At 61.4% G+C, this 22995-nt stretch carries 17 protein-coding genes and 2 pseudogenes; 13 read left to right on the forward strand and 6 right to left on the reverse strand.

Annotation, left to right across the window (positions count from 1 at the left end; translation table 11 throughout):
* The first annotated feature begins 115 nt into the window (after positions 1–115).
* On the forward strand, positions 116–1609 hold the full coding sequence (locus ACGYLQ_RS15775; RefSeq protein WP_394443768.1) for a TRAP transporter permease: 1494 nt from the start codon (positions 116–118) through the stop codon (positions 1607–1609).
* Between the two features lie 28 nt (positions 1610–1637).
* Here the strand turns inward: ACGYLQ_RS15775 and ACGYLQ_RS15780 are convergent, their stop codons facing one another.
* A complete protein-coding gene (locus ACGYLQ_RS15780) occupies positions 1638–3602 on the reverse strand; it encodes a TonB-dependent receptor domain-containing protein (protein ID WP_394443769.1) in 1965 nt (654 codons plus the stop codon).
* A 149-nt stretch (positions 3603–3751) separates the two neighbouring features.
* On the reverse strand, positions 3752–4768 hold the full coding sequence (locus tag ACGYLQ_RS15785) for an MBL fold metallo-hydrolase (protein WP_394443770.1): 1017 nt from the start codon (positions 4766–4768) through the stop codon (positions 3752–3754).
* A 131-nt stretch (positions 4769–4899) separates the two neighbouring features.
* Here ACGYLQ_RS15785 and ACGYLQ_RS15790 point away from each other — a divergent pair, with 131 nt between their 5' ends.
* A complete protein-coding gene (locus tag ACGYLQ_RS15790) occupies positions 4900–5862 on the forward strand; it encodes a LysR family transcriptional regulator (protein WP_394443771.1) in 963 nt (320 codons plus the stop codon).
* 155 nt (positions 5863–6017) lie between these two features.
* Here ACGYLQ_RS15790 and ACGYLQ_RS15795 read toward each other — a convergent pair.
* Positions 6018–6092, reverse strand: a pseudogene (locus tag ACGYLQ_RS15795) (hypothetical protein); the annotation flags it as partial.
* A 222-nt stretch (positions 6093–6314) separates the two neighbouring features.
* On the opposite strand from ACGYLQ_RS15795, the pseudogene ACGYLQ_RS15800 reads away from it, so the two are divergent.
* Both ACGYLQ_RS15800 and ACGYLQ_RS15805 read left to right on the forward strand, forming a co-directional pair.
* A pseudogene (locus ACGYLQ_RS15800) lies at positions 6315–7474 on the forward strand (IS3 family transposase).
* Between the two features lie 539 nt (positions 7475–8013).
* On the forward strand, positions 8014–9468 hold the full coding sequence (locus tag ACGYLQ_RS15805; RefSeq protein ID WP_394443772.1) for an alanine/glycine:cation symporter family protein: 1455 nt from the start codon (positions 8014–8016) through the stop codon (positions 9466–9468).
* A gap of 58 nt (positions 9469–9526) precedes the next feature.
* On the opposite strand, the gene ACGYLQ_RS15810 is transcribed toward ACGYLQ_RS15805, so the two are convergent.
* Positions 9527–10909 carry an amidohydrolase family protein gene (locus ACGYLQ_RS15810; protein ID WP_394443773.1) on the reverse strand — a complete coding sequence of 461 codons (1383 nt, stop codon included), beginning with the start codon at positions 10907–10909 and terminating at the stop codon, positions 9527–9529.
* Positions 10909–11604, reverse strand: a complete 696-nt coding sequence (locus ACGYLQ_RS15815) for a GntR family transcriptional regulator (RefSeq protein ID WP_394443774.1) — start codon at positions 11602–11604, stop codon at positions 10909–10911. The genes ACGYLQ_RS15810 and ACGYLQ_RS15815 overlap by 1 nt, the downstream gene beginning before the upstream one ends.
* A 200-nt stretch (positions 11605–11804) precedes the next feature.
* Between ACGYLQ_RS15815 and ACGYLQ_RS15820 the strand changes: the two genes are divergently transcribed.
* The 9 genes from ACGYLQ_RS15820 to ACGYLQ_RS15860 all read left to right on the forward strand — a co-directional run bounded on the left by ACGYLQ_RS15820 (position 11805) and on the right by ACGYLQ_RS15860 (position 21426).
* Positions 11805–13370 carry an ABC transporter substrate-binding protein gene (locus ACGYLQ_RS15820; RefSeq protein WP_394443775.1) on the forward strand — a complete coding sequence of 522 codons (1566 nt, stop codon included), beginning with the start codon at positions 11805–11807 and terminating at the stop codon, positions 13368–13370.
* A gap of 66 nt (positions 13371–13436) precedes the next feature.
* On the forward strand, positions 13437–14423 hold the full coding sequence (locus ACGYLQ_RS15825; protein ID WP_394443776.1) for an ABC transporter permease: 987 nt from the start codon (positions 13437–13439) through the stop codon (positions 14421–14423).
* A 12-nt stretch (positions 14424–14435) separates the two neighbouring features.
* Complete coding sequence (locus ACGYLQ_RS15830; protein ID WP_168613040.1) at positions 14436–15359, forward strand: ABC transporter permease; 924 nt, start codon at positions 14436–14438, stop codon at positions 15357–15359.
* Positions 15360–15368: 9 nt separating this feature from the next.
* Entirely contained in the window at positions 15369–16334 is a 966-nt protein-coding gene (locus ACGYLQ_RS15835) for an ABC transporter ATP-binding protein (protein WP_394443777.1), read from the forward strand.
* Positions 16331–17368, forward strand: coding sequence for an ABC transporter ATP-binding protein (locus ACGYLQ_RS15840; RefSeq protein WP_394443778.1), 1038 nt, complete (start codon positions 16331–16333; stop codon positions 17366–17368). The genes ACGYLQ_RS15835 and ACGYLQ_RS15840 overlap by 4 nt, the downstream gene beginning before the upstream one ends.
* A gap of 4 nt (positions 17369–17372) precedes the next feature.
* A complete protein-coding gene (locus ACGYLQ_RS15845; protein ID WP_168613626.1) occupies positions 17373–18005 on the forward strand; it encodes a flavin reductase family protein in 633 nt (210 codons plus the stop codon).
* Positions 18005–18745 (forward strand): aspartate/glutamate racemase family protein, encoded by a 741-nt coding sequence (locus tag ACGYLQ_RS15850; protein WP_394443779.1) that lies wholly within the window; start codon positions 18005–18007, stop codon positions 18743–18745. The genes ACGYLQ_RS15845 and ACGYLQ_RS15850 overlap by 1 nt, the downstream gene beginning before the upstream one ends.
* A 12-nt stretch (positions 18746–18757) precedes the next feature.
* Complete coding sequence (locus ACGYLQ_RS15855) at positions 18758–19963, forward strand: amidohydrolase family protein (RefSeq protein WP_394443781.1); 1206 nt, start codon at positions 18758–18760, stop codon at positions 19961–19963.
* Complete coding sequence (locus ACGYLQ_RS15860; protein WP_394443782.1) at positions 19948–21426, forward strand: chlorohydrolase family protein; 1479 nt, start codon at positions 19948–19950, stop codon at positions 21424–21426. The genes ACGYLQ_RS15855 and ACGYLQ_RS15860 overlap by 16 nt, the downstream gene beginning before the upstream one ends.
* 97 nt (positions 21427–21523) lie before the next feature.
* On the opposite strand, the gene ACGYLQ_RS15865 is transcribed toward ACGYLQ_RS15860, so the two are convergent.
* Positions 21524–22942, reverse strand: coding sequence for an amidase (locus tag ACGYLQ_RS15865; RefSeq protein WP_394443783.1), 1419 nt, complete (start codon positions 22940–22942; stop codon positions 21524–21526).
* Positions 22943–22995 lie beyond the last annotated feature (53 nt).

The raw sequence follows: 22995 nt of genomic DNA on the forward strand, positions 1-22995 counted from the left end.
TGATCTCCTTCTCGTCGAAGATCAGCAGACTGCAAATCGTAGCTTATGTCAGTGTCCGAATTTCCGGGGGTAGCTCATTATTGAACTGACCCGCCGTGTCGCTGGGCTGGCGCTTGTGTTCATTGCTGGCGTCTTTGTTGCTTACGCGTTCGCCGGGCCATGGCTGCCCGGAATTTTCGAGCATCGGGGCTATGACGTAAAGCGTTTCTTCTCCTACATCTTTACCGATAACGGCGTATTGGGCGCACCAATTGCAATCTCTTCGACATATATCATTCTGTTTGTGGTTTTCGCGGCTTTTTTGCAGACAACCCGCGTTGGGGAGTACTTCGTCAACCTTGCATTCGCGGCCGCCGGCCATCGGCGTGGCGGACCCGCAAAAGTTGCAATCTTTGCCTCGGGACTGATGGGCATGATCAATGGCACCTCGGCGGGCAACGTCGTGGCAACGGGATCTCTTACTATTCCGATGATGAAGAAGGTCGGCTACAAACCCCAGACCTCTGCTGCGGTCGAAGCGGCAGCTTCCACCGGAGGGCAGATCATGCCGCCGATCATGGGAGCGGGCGCCTTTATCATGGCTGAAATTACCGGCATTTCCTATATGGAGATTGTCTATGCCGCGATCATTCCCGCCGTGCTGTACTTTATTTCGGTCTATTTCATGGTGGACCTTGCAGCCAAACGGTCGGGTATGCAGGGCCTTCCACGAGATCAACTGCCAAAGCTCGGCAAATTGATCCGGCAGGTCTATCTCTTTATGCCGATCTTGGTGCTGATTTACGCTTTGTTCGCGGGGTATTCAGTCATCCGCTGTGGCACTTTGGCGATGATCACGGCGGCAGTAGTATCGTGGTTGACGCCCCATCGCATGGGGCCACGACAATTGTTCCAAGCGCTCGACAGCGGCGCGCGCATGGTACTGCAATTGGTGGCTGTCTGCGCCACAGCGGGAATTATCGTGGGTGTGATTGCGCTCACGGGCATTGGTTCGCGCTTTTCGACGGTACTGCTGACCTTGGCCGATCAAAGTCAGATCCTTGCGCTGTTTTTTGCTATGGTAGTTTCGATCATCCTCGGCATGGGAATGCCAACGACAGCAGCCTATGCCGTTGCCGCCAGTGTCATCGCGCCGGGGGTCATAAACCTTGGCGTCGCACCGTTGACCGCGCATCTTTTCATCTTCTACTTTGCTGTCATGAGCGCGATCACACCCCCTGTTGCCCTTGCCGCCTATGCGGGATCAGCCTTAGCGGGATCGAACCCTATCCGCACCAGCTTTGAGAGCTTCAAGATCGGTCTCGCAGCCTTTGTCGTGCCTTATATGTTCTTCTACTCGCCCGCCATGCTGTTACAGGGCAACGCGTTTGAGATTTTCCATATCTCGGTCACGGCGATCATCGGCGTCTACCTACTGTCCTGCGCTGTGCAAGGCTGGTTCTTCGGCCTCGCAGGTAATGCAGTCAGGGCGGTTCTGATTGTGGCTGGCCTTACGATGATTGCGGGCGGCTGGTTGACTGATGCCATCGGTCTGGGGCTCGCCCTCGTTTTGGCGGTGATGCAGAAGGGGCGTGGAGCTCCAAGCCCGGCTGCGCAGGGGGGCGATTAACCCCTGCACAGCCTTGCTACGGTCTCGCCTAGAACTTTGTCGTTAAGCTGACCCAGAACGTCCTGCCGTTCTGGGTTTTGCCATGGTCCTCACTGTTGATGTCGCGATCTGTAAGATTATAGATCGCGCCGCTGAGATTGACCCGGTCATTCACCCTGTAGTTGGCGCCGATATCAAGCGTGGCGTAGCTATCATAGTTGCTAACAACCACCGCGCCGGACCTGTCTTGCGAAGCTGACGAAGATGAGCCGATGTAATTCGCCGTGCCCCAAAGTGCGAGTTCTGGCAAAGGCGACTGCCAATCAAGACGGAGCTTGGCTTGGGTCTCAGGCGTGCGGTTCAAAGGTTGCCCTGCGAATACACCGCTGCGCTGTTCGGAGTCAAGCAGGGTAACACTGCCACTAAGCTCAAGATCCTTGGTCAGAAAGTGCCCGGCGATGAATTCAAGCCCCCGGTTGCGCACATTGTCGACGTTTACATAGCGGTAAAGATCACCCCCCTGCGGAGCACCACCTACGGTCACGAGTTGGCTGTCGATCTTGTCGTCGAAATCAATCTGAAACATCGTAGCTAAGACTTTGGTCTGACCGTTATCAAAGCGCAGGCCAAGCTCGTAGTTCTTGCTGCTCTCGGCCTTGAGATCTGGATTGCCTTGGATTGCGTCTCCACTCCGACTGCCGTTTGTCGGCAGGTAGTAGTTTTCATTCGCATCCCGCAGTTCCGGTGTCTTGTATCCTCCGGAAATACCCCCGTTGACGTAAAGGCCCGAGGCGAGTTCATACGACCCCCAAACCCGCGGCGTCAGTTTGCCGCCAAAGCGTTCGTCTTCCGTGTAACGGGCGCCTAGCGTCAAATCGAAACGCTCTGTAACGGACCAGATATCTTCGACAAACAATGAGCTTTGAGCATTGCTGAATTCAAACCGCTGACTGGTGTTCGTGGACCCCAGATTCAGGTCGGTCAGGTCAGAGCGCAGATACTGCCCCCCAATCGTGAATTGATGCAGGCCATGCCACTCCAATTCTTGTGAGGCTTTGATGTCAAATGTCGTTGTTTCAAAGTCGATGATACGCCCAACCGACGAGGTGGGCGTGGCCCGCTCTGCCTGCTCACGTGCCAATAGGGCTGCCACGTCCCATCCGCCTAGGCGCCCGTCATAGCCTAAGCCAAGCGTTTCGCGCTCATCATCGCGCAGGGTTGAGACGATTGTCGAGCCGCGCAGCCCTTCGTCTTCGTTGGTCGTATCCGAGCGTCCATAGCTTAGCGAAAGTTCATGATCCGGCGCAATGGCCCAATTCAGAACGGCGTTGATATCAGTTAGGTCCCGGTCGCTGCTGTCGATATCAGTGCTGCTATTGCGCCCCAGCGTACGCCCCCAGAGTTTGAGCCCAACGGTATCCCGAACCAACGGACCGCTGAAATAGAATGAGGCTTGGTTCGAACGCCGATCTTCCGAGCTTTCGGGGACCAAAGTTTCAAAAGTCAGCGAGCCTGTCCAAGCTTCGGCTACCGGTTTGGTGATGATATTTACCACCCCGCCAAGCGCTTCTGATCCATAAAGCGAGGACATCGGCCCGCGCACGACCTCAATGCGGTCAATTGCCGAAGCGGGCGGAACATAAAGCTGATCCATCCCGCCAGAGCCATTCGTGCGCGACTGGCGTGTATTTACCCGCTGCCCATCGATCAAAATCAAAGTGTCCTCTGCCCGCAGTCCGCGGAAGGTAATGTTGTCGTTGTTGTCGACAAATACCCCTGCCTCGTCTTCGACAGCATCAGTCAGATCGGTGTAGCTTTCCGCTTCGAGGTCGGCGCCGGTGAGGACGGTAATGCTGGCAGGTGCCGTAAGCGGATCTGTAGCCACCCCCGCGGCAGACAGGACCAAGGCCCCCAAATCGTAGCTTTCGGCATTCTGCGCCGACGCCAGGCTTGGATTGGTCAAAAGGATTGTGGTGGACAACAGGGCTTGGGAAGCCCGTGAGAAAATGCGCATAGTTCTATCCTGGATTGTAGGCGTCGCCTGGGGGCGTGCGCTGTGGCACTGCCTGGGCCGTTAAGGATCGTTTATTAGGGGACCAAAAATCGGACAAGAGCAGAGACGTGGCCCTGCCATCATTTGCGAGGCTAGGGTATCGAGATTGCTTATCGGTTGTGGTCCGACGCACGAAACCGCTCTGCCTGCGCAAGCGCGCAGTTCTCCAAGACGTCGAACAACTCGCCTTCATGTTGCCTGACGAAAGGATGGGGCTCGCCCGGCGCGCGGCTGCGCAGTTCCTTGAGGCGGTTAACCGTGCCGTCCCGCCCCGGATGACCGGAAATGAAAACCTCTACATCCGCACGCTGAGCGTGCCGGCGCATCTTTCGCGCTGAGGCAGCGTAGTCCTCGAACACTTCGATGAATGGGCCGAAGTTAAACCCGGTCCCGCCCCATAGCAACGCAGAATGCGTGTCTTCCCCATCGTAGACCGTGAATATCGGCGAGACCGTCCCCGGCGTATGGCCTGGTGTGACATGAACCTGAAGTGAGGAGCTGCCGAACTCCAAAATCTGCCCGTCTTCGACGGTCTTATCCCGTTCCGGCGCGGGTCCGAAGCGCGGGTGTACGCCAAGCCCGCCGACGAGCGCCCAATCAGCCTGTGTCATCAATATCGGCACATTGAGGGTCTTAGAAAGGTAGTCAGCGCCGCCATAGTGATCGCCATGCCCGTGGGTGACCAAGATTGCTTCAATCGCCGAAGGGTCAAGCCCGGCATCTTGCATGGCGCCCAATACATGCTTTTGCGCATCTTCATCCGTTCCCAGCCCGTCGATCAGTAGATAGCCTTCGGGCGTGCCATACAGCCAGGTTGTAACAGACGGCGTGCCGAGAAACCAAAGATTGTCGAAAACTTGGGTGGCCGGGATGGGTTTGAACTCATACCTATTGGTCGGGCGCCGCTGTGCATTTTTGCCGCTTGGTCGCGGCTTGCGCTCGCGTTTAACATTCACATTGCGGATGGGCCTTTCAAGATCGCAAAGTGATGCATACCCTTCAAATCCCGCCTTCGCAGCGGCGCGCCCGAGAGCGGCGTATTCCTCTTTGGTCTTACCAACATCAGCCAGCAACCCTCCGCTCGGCAGACAGATACAACACATCAAAATACCGAAGGTCTTCCGCAACACCATTCTCCTCGAACCTATGGATGGACAGGGTGCCATCTCAATATGACCCGCTGTACCGCAGATTGCCTTGCAAGGCTCCCCTAGCAGGCGATAACTTACAAAAATAGTCGATAAGGATAACGCATATCATGAGCGTGAACGCATCCACCTTGCTTAACCGTTTCACGCTTCGCGCGAAATTTCGACATATGCATATTCTGATTGGTCTCGCAGAATTTGGCAGTATGCGAAAAGCGGCAATTCAGCTGAACATGACACAGCCAGCGGTGTCGCAAACAGTGGCTGAATTAGAACGCCTGATGGATGTGAAGCTTTTCCTGCGCCATGCGCGCGGCGTAACCCTTACAACTGCCGGAGCAGAGCTTCTGCCGGCTGCACAGCAAATTCTGTCAATTCTAGGGGATGCGGCCGAGCGGATAGCGAACGAGATGGAGCAGAAAGGTGGCGTCGTTCGTATTGCGGCAAGTCCTGCCGGCGTAGGCGGTGTGCTTCAGAACATGCTGTCCGCGTTCAGCCGCACGCACCCCGACACCCAGCTTCATATCGTTCCGCTGCGCGATGGAAACTCGATAAGCGACGCGCTGGACAATAACTGCGATCTCATCCTTATGCGTGCCCCGGCTGCGGCCCCAGAGGGGTGGTCATTCGTTAAACTGGTCGATGATATGCTGACCACTGTTTGCGCGCCTTCGCACCCGCTTACGTCCTGTAAAAGCCCAAGCGATCGCGACCTTTCTGAGGCGACTTGGATGCTGCACAGGGTGGGCTCAATCGCGCGAAGCAAGCTTGAAAGCAGGGCCGCACTACATGACTGGCCGTCCTTGAAGCTTTGTCAGATCGACGTGCATATCCCCAGTCTAACCCGTGATCTTTTGATGTCTTGTGGTTATGCCGCGTTGCTACCGCGTAGTGTGTTCTTGGCTGATATTCAAATGGGCGCGCTGAAAGAAGTTAGTTCACCGCTGACCGAGCCGCTCGCCCCGTTGGATTTCATGTGGAGGCCAGAAAACCGCCGGGTTGGCGTTCGCAGGTTCGCGAAATTCTTAGTCGATTTTCGATTTGCATCGGAAGAGCCCTTGGTATTGAGCTGATGTGAAAACATCGATCTTATCGAAGCGCACCATTTCGGTCCAATAATTGCCCTGCTACTCAAGCCCTGGGTAATTCACCCAGGGTTCGGTGGCGTGGCCCTTAAACGATCTCCGCGTCAGTTATGACGCAAAAGCTGCAGTAAATGCCAGCAAACCGCGCCTTCGCGCAGATACTTCTTGATCGTATTTTGAGACGAACCCGTCCGCCGGGCGATCTGGCGTATCGGCATTTTGTCACGCAATGCCCAGCGTCTGATGACAGTCAGTTCTCAATGACAATTAACACTTGACGGGCGGGGGGAGCACATCAACGCGATCATGAAGGATGGTCGCTTCGTAAAGGCATTATAGGGCTCCTCAAACCGGGGGGGAGGTCCCCCCGGTAATCCCCCCCCGATGTTAAGGGGATGCGGAAGTAGAATTTTCTCGGCAGGATGAACGAGGAGATTCCGATGAAGAGGACACGTTTTACCGAGGCCCAGATCATGGGCGTGCTGCGCCAGATGGAAGGCGGCGTTCCTGCTGCCGAGTTGTGCCGTGAACATGGCATGAGCAGTGCCACGCTTTACAAATGGCGGGCCAAATATGGCGGTATGGATGCGAGCCTGACCAGCGAGAGTGAGTGGTAAGCGCCATTGGTCCGAGCGCACCACGAACGCGATGGCCGAGGAGAACCGCCGCCTGAAGCGTATGTTTGCTGATGTCAGCATGCAAAACGACCTGCTGAAGGAGGCGCTCGGAAAAAAATGAAGCGGCCAGCTCAACGCCGAGAGTTGGCCGTGAAAGCGGTGGCGATGAAGGGCGTCAGCATCGCATTCGACCATTGTTCTCGAACCAATGGCGATCAATGGTCTCATCGTGCCGGGCATTTGATGTCAGCGAAACCTGCTACCGATACAGCCCGAAGCTGGACGATGAGAACGAGCAGATCGCCGACCTGCTGCTTGGGCTGACGAAGGCGAAGAAGACCTGGGGCTTCGGCCTATGCTTTCTCTACCTGCGCAATGTCCAGGGCCATGGCTGGAACCACAAGCGGGTCTACCGGATCTACCGCGAGCTGGAGCTGAACCTCAGGATCAAGCCGCGCAAACGGCTGAAACGGGAGAAGCCCGACGAGTTGGTCGTGCCAGAACAGCCGAACGAAGTCTGGTCCATGGACTTCATGGCAGATCGCCTCGGGGACGGTCGCCAGTTCCGGCTGCTGAATGTCCTGGACGACTTCAACCGTGAAGGGCTGGGTATCGAGGTCGACCTCTCGCTACCCGCGGAACGCGTCGTCAGGGCGCTGAACCAGATCATCGAATGGCGTGGTGCGCCTCGAACCATACGAGTCGACAACGGCCCAGAATACATCAGCAGCACCCTCATGGAATGGGCCGAAAACAAGGGCATCGCCTTGGCCCACATACTGCCGGGGAAACCGCAGCAGAACGCTTATGTCGAGCGCTACAACCGGACGGTCCGGCACGAGTGACTGGACCTCCACATCTTCGAAACCATCGACCTGGTGCAGCAGATTGCCACCGAGTGGCTCTGGTCTTACAACAACGAGCGCCCAAACATGGGCAACGGCGGAATGACCCCCGCCCAGAAACTGAGAATGACCGCGTAAATTCTACGACCAAGTCCCCGCAAAAACGGGGGGACTACCCGGCGGCCTGACAAAAGTGGGTTGGCAGCTATCGTCCTCTCTCCTTCGGAGGTCTTCGCGCGCCGCGCCATCTGATCTCCTTTTAACGATTTTTGCCAAGGGTCCGCATTGCGGACCCTTTTTTTTGTTCGGGAATTCGAAAGAGGCGGGAAAACTTAGGTTTGTTACGGGAAGAACTTAAAGTTCTGATATTTTTGGTTGCTTTTAAGGCATTAATATTGCTGGATAAAAATATCCAGAATCTCATGACGGGAAAAACTTGGTACAGTTTTACAAGGTGGGAAGGTGGTCGCTTGCTTGCGCGGGCCATGCGCCCGCCCTTCGGCCTGCGCCACTATTCATCTGACCGCGTAGCAGGTAACACCCCATTTTCGTGCGGTGGCGTACAGCCCCGCGGCGATCGATACTGACGCCCGCCGGGCGTTTTCATTTCGGTTTAATGCTTTCCCTTGTCTGCCGACGCGTTAGTTGTTGAACATGCAAACGAGGGGGACAAGAATATGACCGCAATCGTCGATTTCCTGAACACCGTCTTATGGGGCTACGTCCTCGTATATGGCCTGCTGGCTGTTGGGCTTTACTTCACTTGGCGCACTGGTTTCCTGCAATTCCGGCATTTCGCCGAATTCTTTCGCGTCGTCAGATCCTCGCGTGACACTTCCGCCGCGGGCATTTCACCATTTCAGGCGCTGACGATCTCTCTCGCCAGCCGGGTCGGTACGGGCAACCTCGCCGGGGTGGCCGTGGCGATCTATCTCGGCGGGCCGGGGGCTGTGTTTTGGATGTGGGTTGTGGCGCTCGTCGGCATGGCGACGGCCTATGCGGAATCAACCTTGGCGCAGCTTTACAAGGTTCGGAACGCGGATGGGCAATACCGTGGCGGGCCGGCCTTCTACATGTCCCGGGGCATCGGGTCGAACGCCATGGGCTATGTCTTTTCGGTCTGCCTTATCATCAGCTTCGGCCTGATCTTCTCGGCGGTGCAGGCAAACTCGATCTCCGTCGCGATGGAGGAAGCCTTTGCCATTCCCAAACTCGTCACCGGCCTTGTCGTCGGCGGTTTTGCGGGCATCGTCATCTTCGGCGGGATCAAATCCATCGCGCGGGTCGCGGAAAAGATCGTTCCTGCCATGGCCGGGCTCTATATCGTCGTGGCACTGCTCGTCGTGGTTTTGAACATCGCCGATGTGCCCGCCATGCTGGCCTTGATCGTCAAATCAGCCTTTGGTTTCGAAGCGGCGGCGGGCGGCTTTACGGGGGGCTTCATGGTGGCCCTGCTCAACGGCGTCAAGCGCGGTCTGTTCTCGAATGAGGCGGGCATGGGCTCGGCCCCGAACATCGCCGCCGTCGCGGTGCCCGATCCGCACCATCCGTCCAGTCAAGGGCTGGTGCAGGGGCTTGGCGTCTTTATCGATACGCTGGTGATCTGCACGGCCACGGCGCTGATGATCCTGCTCTCGGGCGTGGTCGACTATTCCGAAGGTGCGGCGACCGGCATGGCGCTGACCCAGATCGCTCTGGAGCAGCATATCGGCGCATTCGGCCCGATCTTCGTCGGGATCGCCATCTTGTTCTTCGCCTTTACCTCGATCATCGGGAATTATTCCTATGCCGAGAACGCGATGGAGTTCCTTGGGATGGGCAAGCGGATCCCGCTTCTCGTGCTGAAGGCGCTTGTGATCGCGATGGTGGTCTGGGGCTCGTTGCAGGCGGTCACGACCGTGTTCAACTTCGCCGATGCCTCTATGGCGCTGATGGCGACGGTCAACCTGATCGCCATCCTGATCCTGTCCAAGACCGTCGCCAAACTCACGCGCGACTATTTCGCGCAGCGCAAGGCGGGGAAAGAGCCGATGTTCAGGATCGCCGAATATGCCGAGCTTGGCGATGGCGTCGATCACACGATCTGGAACAGCAATGTTGCCCGTGAAACGGAAGGCGCCAAGCCCGACTGAACGCAAGGGAAGGCGAGGGGGTGACCCCTCGCCTTTACCGTTCCGCGCGTGAATTTCGTTATTCTACGAGAAGATGCGACAGGTCGCAGCGGGCGAGGGCTGCATTCAGTTCTCCCGCAGCGGCATCGAGTATGCCGGCTTCGTCCAGCGCCGTTTTGCGGTCTCTCATGCGGACTTCCCCATTTACGATGACCGTATGCACATCCGCCGCATTGGCGAACTGCGCGACCGTGGTCAGGGGCATCATTGGCGGGTAGAGATGCGGTTTGCGGCGGTCGAGCATGACGATATCCGCCTTTTTGCCCGGTTCGAGCGAGCCGAGGTCCGCCTCCATCCCAATCGCCTTGGCGGCGTCGATGGTGCACATTTCCAAGACATCACGCGGCATCATCACCTCCGGGTCGCGGAAGTGGCGGCGGTGGTAGTGCAGGCATTGGGCCATGTGGCGGAACATGTCATAGCCCCGGTCCGGCGCTGCGGCGTCCGAGCCGAGGGCGACGTTCACCCCCATTTCGCGCAGTTCGGGCGCGGGGCAGCGGCCCAGAACCGACATGATCGCCGAGGGGTTGTGAACGATCGACGCGCCACTGCGTTTGGCCGCGTCCATATCCTCGGGGGTGAGGTCGACCGAATGGGACAGATAGGCCCATGGGCCGAGAATGCCGAGGTTTTCGGCCAGCGCGATGGAGCCGGACCGGTGCCCATCCTGAGTGAACAGCAGCCCATGTTTTGCACGCAGGTCCATCGCGGCGCGGCACATCGCGCGGATGTCCTCGGGGGCCTGCGCAAAGTCCTCGGGCGAATAGACCGGCATGATGAGGCAGACCCCCGCGCCATCGTTCAGGAAATCCCCGTTGGTTTGCGCGAGTTCAGCGCAGACCTCCAGCTGATCCTCGAAGGACAGGCTGACCTCCCGGTCAAGGTCCAGACTGCGGTAGGGCTTGGGGAAGGGGCGGCGGTTCAGGCCCGCGGCGAGCATCGTTCGGATGCCAATCTCGCGCGTGGCATCGCAATGCAGATTGCCCGCTTCGACCGTATCGGTACGGTAATGATCTGCCCCGCCGCCAAGCAGCATCGTGCAGGTGGTGATCCCCGCCTTCAGCCGCTCAAGCCCCGAAAGCCGGGCTTCGGCCTGCCAGAATGCGGGGGTGGAGCCGCGGGTGTAGATCATCTCGCAGGCCTGAAACCACGCATCGCCATCGCCGCCGCCCAGGTTGCGCGTCAGCCCGTGGCCCGCGTGGGCATGGCTGTCGATCAGCCCCGGCAGGGTGATCATATCGCGCCCGTCGATCACCTCGGCGGTGTCGGGGAGGGGCACATCGCCTGCAGGGCCGACGGCGGTGATGCGGTCGTTTTCGAACAGCACGGTGGCATCGTCGATGACACGTCGCTCCGCGTCCATCGTGATCGCGGTGGTGTGGGTGATCGCATGGCTGGTCATTACAGGTCCTCGTTCAACGCGGCCCCGAGGACATCGTCCTGCGCCGCAGCGCCGTCTTGCGAGGCTTCAAGTTTCAAAGTGCGTTCCGCTTCCAGAAGATGGGCCTCCATCTCTGTCATCGCGGTGTCGAAATCCCCGGCGGCGAGGGCCGCCACGATGGCGGCATGTTCGTCCGGGCCGCATTGCGTATCGCATTTCGGTTTGAACACGGCCGTGACCAAGGTGCTTTTTGAGACGAGGTCGCGCAGGATATCGGCCAAGAGGGGAGAGGCGGCGAGTTCGGCCAGCAGCATATGAAAGGCACCCGAGAGCCGGATGATACGCGCCGTATCCCCTGCCGCCAGCGCTTCGCGTTCTTCGGCGATATGGGCTTCCAAGGCGGCCAGTTTCTCTTGCGCGCCGTGTTTCTTCAGCGCTTCGATCACGCCGCGTTCCACGACGCGGCGGGTGAAAAAGACATCGCGGGCTTCGTCGACCGATGGTGTGGTGACAAAGGCGCCGCGGTTCGGGATGTGGCTGACCAACCCGTCATGGGTCAGTTGGTCCAATGCCCGGCGAATGCGCGGACGGCTGGCGCCGAAAATTTCGCACAGCCGTTCCTCTTTCAATCGCGTGCCGGGCGGCAGGCGACGTTCGGCGATGGATTTCCAGATCCGTTCATAGATCTGCTTCTCCGTGAGCTTTGCTCCTGTCACCTACCGGCCCCCCTCAAATCTTTATTTACTAAATCTGCCTCAATAGTCGTCGAAACGCCCGATAAAGTGCAAGCAATTAATGTCAGCACAGATTGTTGACAATAATTGTAGACAGAAAAATGGAATCATGCCAGCCTAGCTTTAGTCGCTGTGATGCAGGTCCGCTGTGCTCGCAGGGCGGCACGAACAGGGAGATAACAATGACACCGCGCAAATTTCTATTTACCTCGGCTCTGGCGCTCAGCTGCGCTGGCATGGCGCAGGGTGAGACCTTCCGCCTTGGCACCAATGGCGACCTCTACGGTCTCGACCCACATTCGATGACCGACAGTTTCACCGTCTCTTTCTTGAACCACGTCTATGAGGCGCTGGTCCGCTATGACGCGGACCTCAAGATCGAACCGGCGCTCGCCACCAGTTGGGAGCAGATCGATGAGACCACCGTGCGCTACAAGCTGCGCGAGGGGATCAAGTTCCACGACGGGCAGGATTTCTCAGCCGAAGACGTGGTGGCCTCGGTCAAACGGGCGGCACATGAAGATTCCCCCATTCGCGGCAATATCGCCGGTCTGGTCGATGCCAAGATGGTCGATGAGATGACCGTCGATCTGATGCTCGACGGCCCGAACCCGCTTTTGAACAACTTCCTGACCAATGTGCTGATTTTCGACAGCGGCTGGCTCGAAGAACATGATGCGCTTGACCCGATCGACGCTCAGAAAGGCGAAGAGGGCTACACCACCTCCAACGCCAATGGCACCGGCCCCTTCCGCTTTGAATCCCGCACCCCGGACGCGCAGACCGTGCTGACCGTGAACGAGGATTGGTGGGACGAGCCGCAGCACAACCTGACCCGGATCGAGTTGAACCCGATCAACTCCGATGCGACCCGCGTGGCGGCAATGCTCTCGGGCGAGCTGGACATGATCGTGCCCTCGCCCTTGCAAGACGCCAAGCGGATCGAGGCGACCGAGGGCATGCATGTGCTCGAAGCGCCGGGCCTGCGCGCGATCATGATGGGCATCAACATGTCCGACACGTCGAACAACCCCAACCAAGACGACAACCCGCTGCAAAAGGTCGAGGTTCGTCAGGCGCTGGTTCATGCCATCAGCTATGACCTGCTGCGCGACAAGATCATGCGCGGCAAATCCCGCAACCTCGGCGGTTTGGTGGCCCCGCAGGTGCCGGGCTTTGACGAAGGGGTCGATGAAATCCCCGCCTATGATCCCGAAAAGGCCAAGCAGATGCTGGCCGATGCCGGATACCCCGAAGGCTTCAGCCTGAACATGAACTGCCCCAATGACCGCTACGTCAACGACGCGGCGATCTGTCAGGCGCTGGCGGCGATGTTTGCCCGCGTCGGCGTCAAGGCAGACCTCACGGCAGAGACCAAGGCGATCCACTTCGAGCGCGCCCGCGCCAATGAGACCGACATGTTCATGCTGGGCTGGGCCACGCTGCCGATGCTCGACGGCTTCTCGGTGCTGTCGGCCATGCTGCACACGCCCGAAGGGCAGATGGGCACATGGAACCCCGGCGGCTACTCCAACCCCGAGGTTGACCGTCTGACCAAGGCCGTGGCGACCGAGCTGGATGCCGAAAAGCGGATGGAGATGATGGTCGAAGCCTTCCGCATCGCCGATCAAGAAGTGGCATGGTTGCCGCTGCACGCCCAGCCCCTGTCGTGGGCCGCGCGCGATGCGGTGAAGATCCCCCAGACCGCGGATGACAAACCGCGCCTCTGGCTCGCCCGTATCGAGTAACCTGCCCCCGGGCGGGCGCCCCTCCCCACGCCCGCCCACCGATAACCTTGCCAGCCGGAGGCCAGCATGTTCGCCTTTCTTATCCGCCGCATCATACAGGCCGCGCTGGTGATGCTCGTCGTCGCCTCGATCGCCTTTCTGATGTTCCGCTTTCTGGGTGACCCAATCTCCAACCTTCTGCCCGAAGACGCCACCGTGCAGGACCGCGCCGAGATGCGCGAGAAACTGGGGCTCAACGACCCCGTTCTGGTGCAATACGGGCGTTTCATCGCAGATGCGGCACAGGGCGACTTTGGTCAGTCCTATCGCAACAACCGCCCCGTCTCGGACCTTCTGGCCGAACGCTTTCCCGCCACCGCCGAGCTGGTGCTGGTCGCCGCCGGTCTGGCGCTGGCGCTTGGGGTGCCCTTGGGCATCTACACCGCCCTCAACCCGCGCGGTTGGCTGAGCCAAGGGTTGCAGGTGATCTCGCTCCTAGGGATCTCTGTGCCCACCTTCGTCACCGGCATTCTGCTAATCCTCGTCTTCTCGGTTTCGTTGGGATGGCTGCCAAGCTTTGGGCGCGGCAAGGTGGTCGATCTCGGCTGGTGGACCACGGGGTTCGTGACGGTATCGGGCCTCAAGGCGCTGATCCTGCCCGCGATCATGCTGGCGCTGTTCCAGATGACGCTGATCATGCGGCTGGTGCGGGCCGAGATGCTGGAGGTGCTGCGCGCGGATTACATCAAGTTCGCCAAGGCGCGCGGCATCCCGAACCGCATGCTGCATTTCAAATACGCGCTGAAGAACACGCTTATCCCGGTGATGACGATCTTTGGTTTGCAACTGGGCGGGCTCATCGCCTTTGCCATCATCACCGAGACGGTCTTTCAATGGCCGGGGATGGGCTTCCTGTTCATCCAAGCGGTGAACTTCACCGATGTCCCCGTGATGGCCGCCTATCTGGTGCTGGTGTCCTTCATCTTCGTCGTCATCAACACGCTGGTCGACCTTTTGTACAACGTCGCCGACCCGCGCCTGCGGGCCGAAAGAACGCCCGCGCGCGGCGTCTGAGGAGGTTCCCCCATGTCAAACTTCATGCCCATGCTTTACGCCTTCTGGGACAGCGATATCACCTACAGCTTCCGCAAGTCGCGGGTGGCGGTGATCTCGGCGCTGGTGCTGCTGGCGATGTTCCTCACGGCGATCTTCGCCCCAAGCCTTGCGCCGCAGGACCCGTTCAACATCGCCGAGCTGGACCTTTTCGACAGTGAGTTGCCCCCGGCTTGGGCCGAGGGTGGCAGCGCCGCCTACCTGCTTGGCACCGACACGCAGGCCCGCGACGTGCTCTCGTCGATCATGTACGGGATGCGGATTTCCCTGCTGGTCGGTTTCGCCAGCGTGATCCTTGCCGCCGTGATGGGCGTGGCGCTTGGCCTTTTGGGTGGCTTTCTCGGCGGGATCGTCGATGCGGTGCTGATGCGGATCGCCGATGTGCTGCTAAGCTTTCCGCCGATCCTCGTGGCGCTCTTGATCAACGGTATTCTGCGCGGTGCGCTGCCAAGTTCGGCGCAGGCCGAGTCGGCGCTCATTGTGCTGATCCTGTCGATTGGGCTGACCAACTGGGTGCAATACGCCCGTACCGTGCGCGGCTCGACCATGGTGGAGCGCCGCAAGGAGTATATCGAGGCGGCGCGCACGCTTGGCACCGGCAAGCTGGCGATCATGATCAAACATATCCTGCCCAATGTGCTGGGGCCCGTGCTGGTCATCGCCACGATCAACCTCGGCATGGCGGTGCTGACCGAGGCGACGCTGAGCTTTCTCGGTGTCGGCATGCCGCCCACCCAGCCGTCGCTCGGCACGTTGATCCAGATCGGCAACGAGTTTCTGTTCTCGGGCATCTGGTGGGTCGTCGTCTTTCCCGCCGCGGCGCTGGCGATCCTTGTGCTGGCGGTCAACCTGCTGGGCGACTGGCTGCGCGATGCGCTCAACCCCAAACTGCGCTGAGGTAATCCCATGTCACTTCTCGAACTGGACAACATCGTTGTCGAATTCCCCACCCGGCGCGGTCCGCTGGAGGCCGTCAAGGGGCTGAGCCTCGACCTCGACGAAGGCGAGATCCTCGGGCTGGTCGGTGAATCCGGCGCTGGCAAGTCGATCACGGGGGCGGCGATCACCGGGTTGATCGAACCGCCCGGCCTGATCCGCTCGGGCGAGGTGCGGCTGCGCGGCGCGCGGATCGACAATCTGCCTGCCGACAAGATGCGCCGCATTCGCGGCAAGGAGATCGGCGCGATCTTTCAAGACCCGCTGGCCAGCCTCAACCCGGTCTATACCGTGGGCGAGCAACTGATCGATACGATGCGTGTGCATCTCGGGCTCGACCAGAAGACCGCCCGCCAGCGGGCCATCGACTGGCTGGCCGAAGTCGGCATCCCGGCCCCCGAGGCGCGGCTCGACCAATATCCGCACCAGTTCTCGGGCGGGATGCGGCAGCGGGTGGTGATCGCGCTGGCGCTCTGCGCCGAGCCCAAGCTCATCATCGCGGATGAGCCGACCACGGCGCTCGACGTCAGCGTGCAGGCGCAGATCCTTTCCCTGCTGAAGCGGCTCTGCCGCGAGAACGGCACGGCGGTGGTGCTGGTGACCCACGACATGGGCGTGATCGCCGAGACGGCGGACCGCGTTGCGGTGATGTACGCCGGGCGGCTGGTCGAGATCGGCGATGTGAAACAGGTCATCGAAGAGCCGCTGCACCCCTATACCCGCGGGCTCATGGCTTCGATCCCGCAGATCGGCATCCGCGACCGGCGGCTCACGCAGATCGAAGGCGCCATGCCCGGGTTGCGCAATCCCGCGCCCGGCTGTGCCTTTGCGCCGCGCTGCCCCCGGGCGATGGACCATTGCCACAGCATCCGCCCCGCGCCGCAGGACGCCGGCACCGGGCAGGTCGCCTGCCACCTTTACGGAGAAACGTCATGACCCCGCAGATCACACCCGACGACATCCTCAGCGTGCAGAACATCTCGAAACGCTTCGACGTGTCCGAACCCTTCCTCAACCGGCTGCTGGAACGCCGCCCGCGCCGTATCCTGACGGCGGTGAACGACATCAGCTTCGACGTGCCGCGCGGCAAGACCTTTGCCGTGGTGGGCGAGTCGGGCTGCGGCAAATCCACCGTGGCGCGGTTGTTGATGGGGCTGCACAGCCCCAGCGGCGGCACGATCCGCTTTGAGGGGGACGACATCACCCATATGCCTCCCGGCAAACCCGCCGCCCTGCGCCGCCGGATGCAGATGATCTTTCAAGACCCCTATGCCTCGCTCAACCCGCGGTGGCGGGTGCGCGACATCATCGGCGAGCCGCTCAAGAACTTCGGCATCTGCAAGACCCGGGCCGAGGTCACCCGCGAGGTCGAAAAACTGCTGAGCCAGGTCGGTCTGAACCCCGCCGATGCCAAGAAATTCCCGCATGAATTCTCGGGCGGCCAACGCCAGCGCCTGTCAATCGCGCGGGCGCTTACGACACGCCCCGAACTGCTGATCTGCGACGAGCCGACCTCGGCGTTGGATGTGAGTGTGCAAAGCCAGATCCTCAATCTGATGAAGGACCTGCAGGACGAGTTCAACATGAGCTACATCTTCATCAGCCATGATCTGGCGGTGGTCTGGTACATGGCCGACGTGCTGGCGGTGATGTATCTGGGCAAGATCGTCGAGGTCGGCCCGAAGGAGGAGATCTTCGGCAACCCGCAACACCCCTACACGCGTCTGTTGATGGAAACGGTGCCGAAGCTGACCGTTGGCGGGTCCGAGCGTGCGCCCGTGGCAGGGGAGGTGCCGAACCCGATCTCGCCACCGCCCGGTTGTGCCTTTCACCCGCGCTGCCCGATGGCGAATGATACCTGCCGGAGCGTGGCCCCCGCGCTCAACCTGCGCGAGGGGGGGCAGAAGTCGGCCTGCCATGCGGCGGACGAGGGGCGGCTGAAGCCGTGGCTTCGGTTGGCGGCGGAGTAGGGGGATGGAGTTCGATTTCACCACCCTGCCAGAACGCGACCGCTACCGGCTGCTGTCGAGCTTCGTGGCACCGCGCCCCATCGCGCTGGTCACCACGTTGAGCGCCGATGGCGTGCCCAATGCCGCGCCGATGAGTTTTTTCAACGTCTTCTCGCAGGAGCCGCCGATCGTGATCCTCGGCATCCAATGCCGTCCCGACGGCAGCATCAAAGACACGGTCACCAACATCGACCGGCGTCAGAGCTTCTGCGTCAATATGGTCGACATGGCGCTGGCCGAGGCGATGATCACCTGCGGGATCAGCTACGCGCCCGACGTGGACGAGATTGCGACCGCCGGGCTGACCATGACCCCCGCCAGCCAGATCGACGGCGGCTGGATCGCGGAAAGCCCCTGCGCCATGGAATGCGTGGTCGAAGAGACCATCCGCTATGCCCGGCGCGAGATCATTCTGGGCCGTGTCGTGCAGATGCATGTGCGCGACAACTGCCTTGACGAGGCGGGCCGCTATGTCCGGCCCGAGAATTACCAGCCCATCGCGCGGCTGCATGCCGACAATTACATCACCTCCGACCGGCAGTTCGAGCTCAAGGTTCCCGAGACGCCGCCGGTTGGCGTGACACAGAAAGCCAATTGATGAAAATTCACCTGATCAATCCAAACTCGACCGCGGGCATGACCGAGGCCATCGCCCGCACCGCCCGCGCCCAAGCCGGGCCGGGGGTCGAGGTCGTTGCCGCCACCGCGCGGGCGACGCCGCCCAGCATCGAAGGCTATGCCGATGAGGCCCGCGCCGTGCCCGCCATGCTCGACGCCATTCTTGAGGCCGAAGCGGCAGGGGCCGCGGCCCATGTGATCGCCTGTTTCGACGATCCCGGTCTCGACGCCGCCCGGGCCGTGGCCAAGGGACCGGTGATTGGTCTGTGCGAAGCCGCGCTCATTGCAGCCGGGCGGATCGCCAAACGCTTTTCGGTCGTGACCACCTTGCCCCGCGCCGTGCCGATCATCGAAGACCTTGGCGACCGTTACGGCTGTGGCCGCGCGCTTTGCGCCGTACATGCTGCCGACATTCCGGTGCTCGACCTCGAATATGCGCCGGTGCAGACCCTGCCGCTGATCGCCCGCAAGATCCGCCAGACGGTCGAGGAAGACCGGGCCGAGGCCGTGGTGCTGGGCTGCGCGGGCATGAGCGCGCATTTGGAGCAATTGGGCCGCGACGCGGGCGTGCCGGTGATCGACGGTGTGGGCTTTGCCATCCGCATGGCCGCTGGCCTTGCCGCGACCGGGCTGGTGACCGCCAAGACCGGCGCCTATGCCCTGCCGCGCGTCAAGCAAGCCGCCGCACCGCAAGCGCGCCTCGCCCCTCTGACACGATAGACAGGACAAGACATGACCAAGCCTTTGCTGCTCAAGAACCTCCGCCTCATGGGGGCGGATGCCGCCGATGTGCTGATCGAGGGCGGGCGCATCGCGCAGATCGCGCCTAAGATCACGCCGACGGGGGAGGTCTCCGTTGAGGATTGCGGCGGCGCGCTGGCGCTGCCGGGCCTCGTCGATGCGCATGCACATCTCGACAAGACGCTCTGGGGCATGCCCTGGCATCCGCATCAGCAGGGCAAAAGCCTGCAACAGATGATCGACACGGAGCGGAAGTTGCGCCACGAGTTGGACATGGACGCAGAGCGGCAATCGGCACGGCAGGTGGCGCTGGCGCTGTCCAAGGGCACCACGGCGATCCGCAGCCATGTCGATATCGACACCGAACATGGGTTGAGCCTGCACCGGGGCGTGGCCGCCACCCGGGCGCGCTATGCGGATGTCATGCAGATCGAGATCGTCGCCTTTCCGCAATCGGGCTTGATGATCCGCCCCGGCACGCTGGAACTGATGGACGAAGCCCTGCGCGAGGGCGCTGATATCGTCGGCGGGCTCGACCCCTGCGGCGTTGACCGTGACCCCAAGGGGCAGCTCGACGCGGTCTTCGGACTGGCAGAGAAACACGGCAAGCCGATTGACATTCACCTGCACGAGCCGGGGGAGATGGGGGCGTTTAGCCTTGAGATGATCCTCGACCGGACCGCGGCGCTGGCGATGCAGGGCAGGGTGACGGTCAGCCATGCCTTCTGCCTCGGCATGGGGGATCAGGCGCGGGTGGCGGGGCTGCTCGACCGGATCGCGGCGCTGGATGTCTCGCTGGCCACCACCGCGCCCGCTGCGCGCCCGGTGCCCTCAGTCGCCGCCTGCCGCGAGCGCGGCATCGCGATCTGCGCGGGCAACGACGGCATCCGCGACACTTGGACCCCTTACGGCAACGCCTGCATGTTGGAGCGCGCGATGCTCGTCGGCCTGCGCAACAATTTTCGCGCGGATGTGGAGGTTGGCTGGGCGCTCGACACCTGCACCACCGAAGGGGCGCGGGTCATGGGGCTTGAGGGCTACGGCCTCGCCGAAGGCTGCCGCGCCGATCTGGTGTTGGTCGATGTCGAAGCGGTCTCGGAGGCCATCACCCAACGCCCGCCGCGCCGCTTGGTCCTGTCGGGCGGCCAGATCGCGGCCCGCAACGGCGAGACGGAGGCGACATGGCAGAGCGTTTGAAACGCAGCGCCCTGACCGCCGCTTGGGTCGTGGGGCATGAGGACGGGCAACACTGCCTCTACCGCAATGGCACCGTGGTCGTGGAAGGCGAAAAGGTGCTGCACGTCGGCCATGACTTCGCGGGCGACGTGGCCGAGACCATCGACTTCGGCGAGGCGCTGATCGGGCCGGGGTTCATCGACCTCGACGCGCTGGCCGATCTCGACACCACAGTGCTGGGCTATGACAACCATCCGCCTGAGTTGAAGGGCCGCGTCTGGCCCGAGAGCTACATGGCCGCAGGCCCGCGCGAGATGTACACGCCCGAGGAACTGGCCTTTCAGAAACGCTATGCCTTCACTCGGCTGATCCGCAACGGCATCACCACGGCGCTGCCCATTGCCTCGCTCTTCTACCGCGCTTGGGGCGAGACGGCAGAGGAATTCGATGCCGCGGCAGAGGCGGCGGCGGACCTCGGGTTGCGGGTCTACCTCGGCCCCGCCTATCGCAGCGGCAATCTGGTGGTGAATGAAGATCGACAAATCGGTTTTCACTATGATGAACCACGCGGCTTTGCGGGGCTGGGCGAGGCCGAAGCCTTTGTCGCGCGGCACGAAAACACCCACGGTGGGCTGATCCGCACCATGTTGGCCCCCGACCGGATCGAGACTTGCACCCCCGAGCTTCTGCGCTGCAGCGGTGCCGCTGCCCGCGATCTGGGTGTGCCGATCCGCCTGCATTGCTGCCAGTCGCGGCTTGAATATGATCTGGTGCTACAACAGCATGGCAAGAGCCCGTTGGAACTGCTGCGCGATACCGAGTTTTTCGCCCCGTCCACGATCCTGCCGCATGGGCTGTTCCTGTCGGGCCTCAACGGCATCACCCATGCCGCGCCTGATCTCGAAATCCTGACGGCCTCCGGTGCCGCTCTTGCCCATTGCCCGCTGGTGATGGCCCGTAGCGGCAAGATCATGCAGTCCTTCGCACGATTCCGCGACCTTGGCGTCCCCATCGGTATGGGCACCGATACGCATCCCGCCGACATGATCCAGAACATGGCCCTGGGCGTGATGACCGCCCGTATCGCGGAGGGTGATCCGACTGCCGTCCGCGCCGCCGACTTCTATGATGCCGCCACCCTCGGCGGCGCTGCGGCGCTGAACCGCGCGGATCTGGGTCGGCTGGCCCCGGGGGCTGCCGCCGACCTGAACGTCATCCGGCTGGACAGCCCCGACATCGGGCAGCGCATCGACCCCATTCAGACGATCCTGCTTAACGGCTCAGGCCGCGACGTATCGGATGTGATGATCGCAGGGCGGTTCGTCATGCGCGATGGTGTCATCCCCGGCGTCGACGACATGGCCTATCACGCCAAAGCGCAGGCGCAGTTCGACCGGATGGTCGCGCAATATCCTGACAGGACGTTGTTTCATCCCCCGGTTGAGGAGATTTTCGCGGGCAGCTACGGGGTCAAAGACGCGTAGCCGCTGTGGACGACGCCCGCGTCCGCCTGAGTTATCGCTAGCCGATGGCCCGCCTCACAGTAGATGCGGGCCATCGGCGTCACACTTTGAGGCTACTTCACGCCCCCCACAGCCGCGTGCAAACCGGGGCAATCTCACCTTCGATCGCGGCCATCGCGTCAACGATCAGGTCCTCGCGCCAGCGGCGGCCTGCGATTTGCACGCCGATGGGCTGCGGCCCTTGGGGCAGTTCCGCGATATGCGTGGGGATGTTGCCCGCAGGCAGGCCGGTGAAGTTCATGACGAAGGACCAAAGCCCCTTGCCCAAGACTTCGCGCACGCCCTCCGGGCCTTCGGTGTCGCGCCCGGCGGTGAAGAAGGGGGCGAACATGAAAGGGGTCAGCACGAGGGGGTAGTCCTCAAGAAACAGCGACCATTCGCGCGCGTAATGGGTGCGTTTGGCCAGCATCGCGAGCTGTTCGGTGCCTTTGAAGGGCGGGTATTCGGCGTAGTAATCCTCAAAGATTGCCTTCAGATCGTCGGAGCCATGGGTACGGATGTCCTCGCCCATCAGCGCTTCGACTTCACCCATCAGGGCGCGATAGCCGTTTTTGCCAGCTTCATAGGCAAGGGGCGGTTCCACCTCTTCGACGGCGTAGCCTGCGTTGGACAGGGCAGAGGCGGCTTTGTCGAGTGCGGTGGCCACATCCGGATGCAGGCCAAAGCCGAAGTCATCGCGGGTGAAGGCCACGCGGATCGGGCCTTCGATGGCGTCGCCGCGCCAAGGCAGCGGCACATGGAAGGGGTCGCGCGCATCTGCGGCGATCAGGCTGGGCATCGACAGATGCAGGTCCGCCGCCTTGCGCACGATCAGCCCCTGCACCGACATGGATTGCGCCAAGAGACCGCGCTCGGCCTTTTGGCTGGGGTTGTAGGCGGGCACGCGGCCCAACCCCGGCTTGACCGTCACCGCACCATTGGCCGAGGCCGGGAAACGTAAGGAGCCGCCGATGTCGTTGCCATGGGCCAGCGCGCCGATCCCGGCCATGACAGCCGCCCCCGCCCCGCCGGAGGAGCCGCCCGCCGAAAGGTGCTGCCCCCAAGGGTTATGGGTGCGCCCGTAGAGCGGGTTGTCGGTATCGGCGCGAAAGGAAAACTCCGGCGTGTTGGTGCGCCCGATCACGATGGCGCCCGCCTGTTTGAGGTTGCGCACCACCGGCGCATCCTCGGGCGCGATGATGTCTTTGAAGGCGGGCACGCCGTTGCTTGTGGCATGGCCCTTTTGGTCGACGTTGATCTTGATCGTGACCGGAACACCATGCAGCGGCCCTTTGGGCGCGTCGCTTTTGTCGAGGGCGGCAGCCTCGGCGCGGGCCTCATCGGCGAGGGTCTCGACCACCGCGTTCAAAGCCGGATTGACCTCTTCCATGCGGGCAATCGCCGCCTCGGTCGCTTCAACCGCCGAGAGTTTTCCTGCGCGGGTCGCGCTTGCGATTTCCTGCGCGTCCCATTGCCAAAGCGGTTTACTGTCGGTCATTCCGGTTCCTTTCAATCAGTCGTTTTCAAAGCCGCATCCGCGCCCTGATGTCG

The sequence above is a fragment of the Sulfitobacter sp. 1A12779 genome (genome assembly GCF_043557315.1).
Classification (GTDB): Bacteria; Pseudomonadota; Alphaproteobacteria; order Rhodobacterales; family Rhodobacteraceae; genus Sulfitobacter; species Sulfitobacter faviae.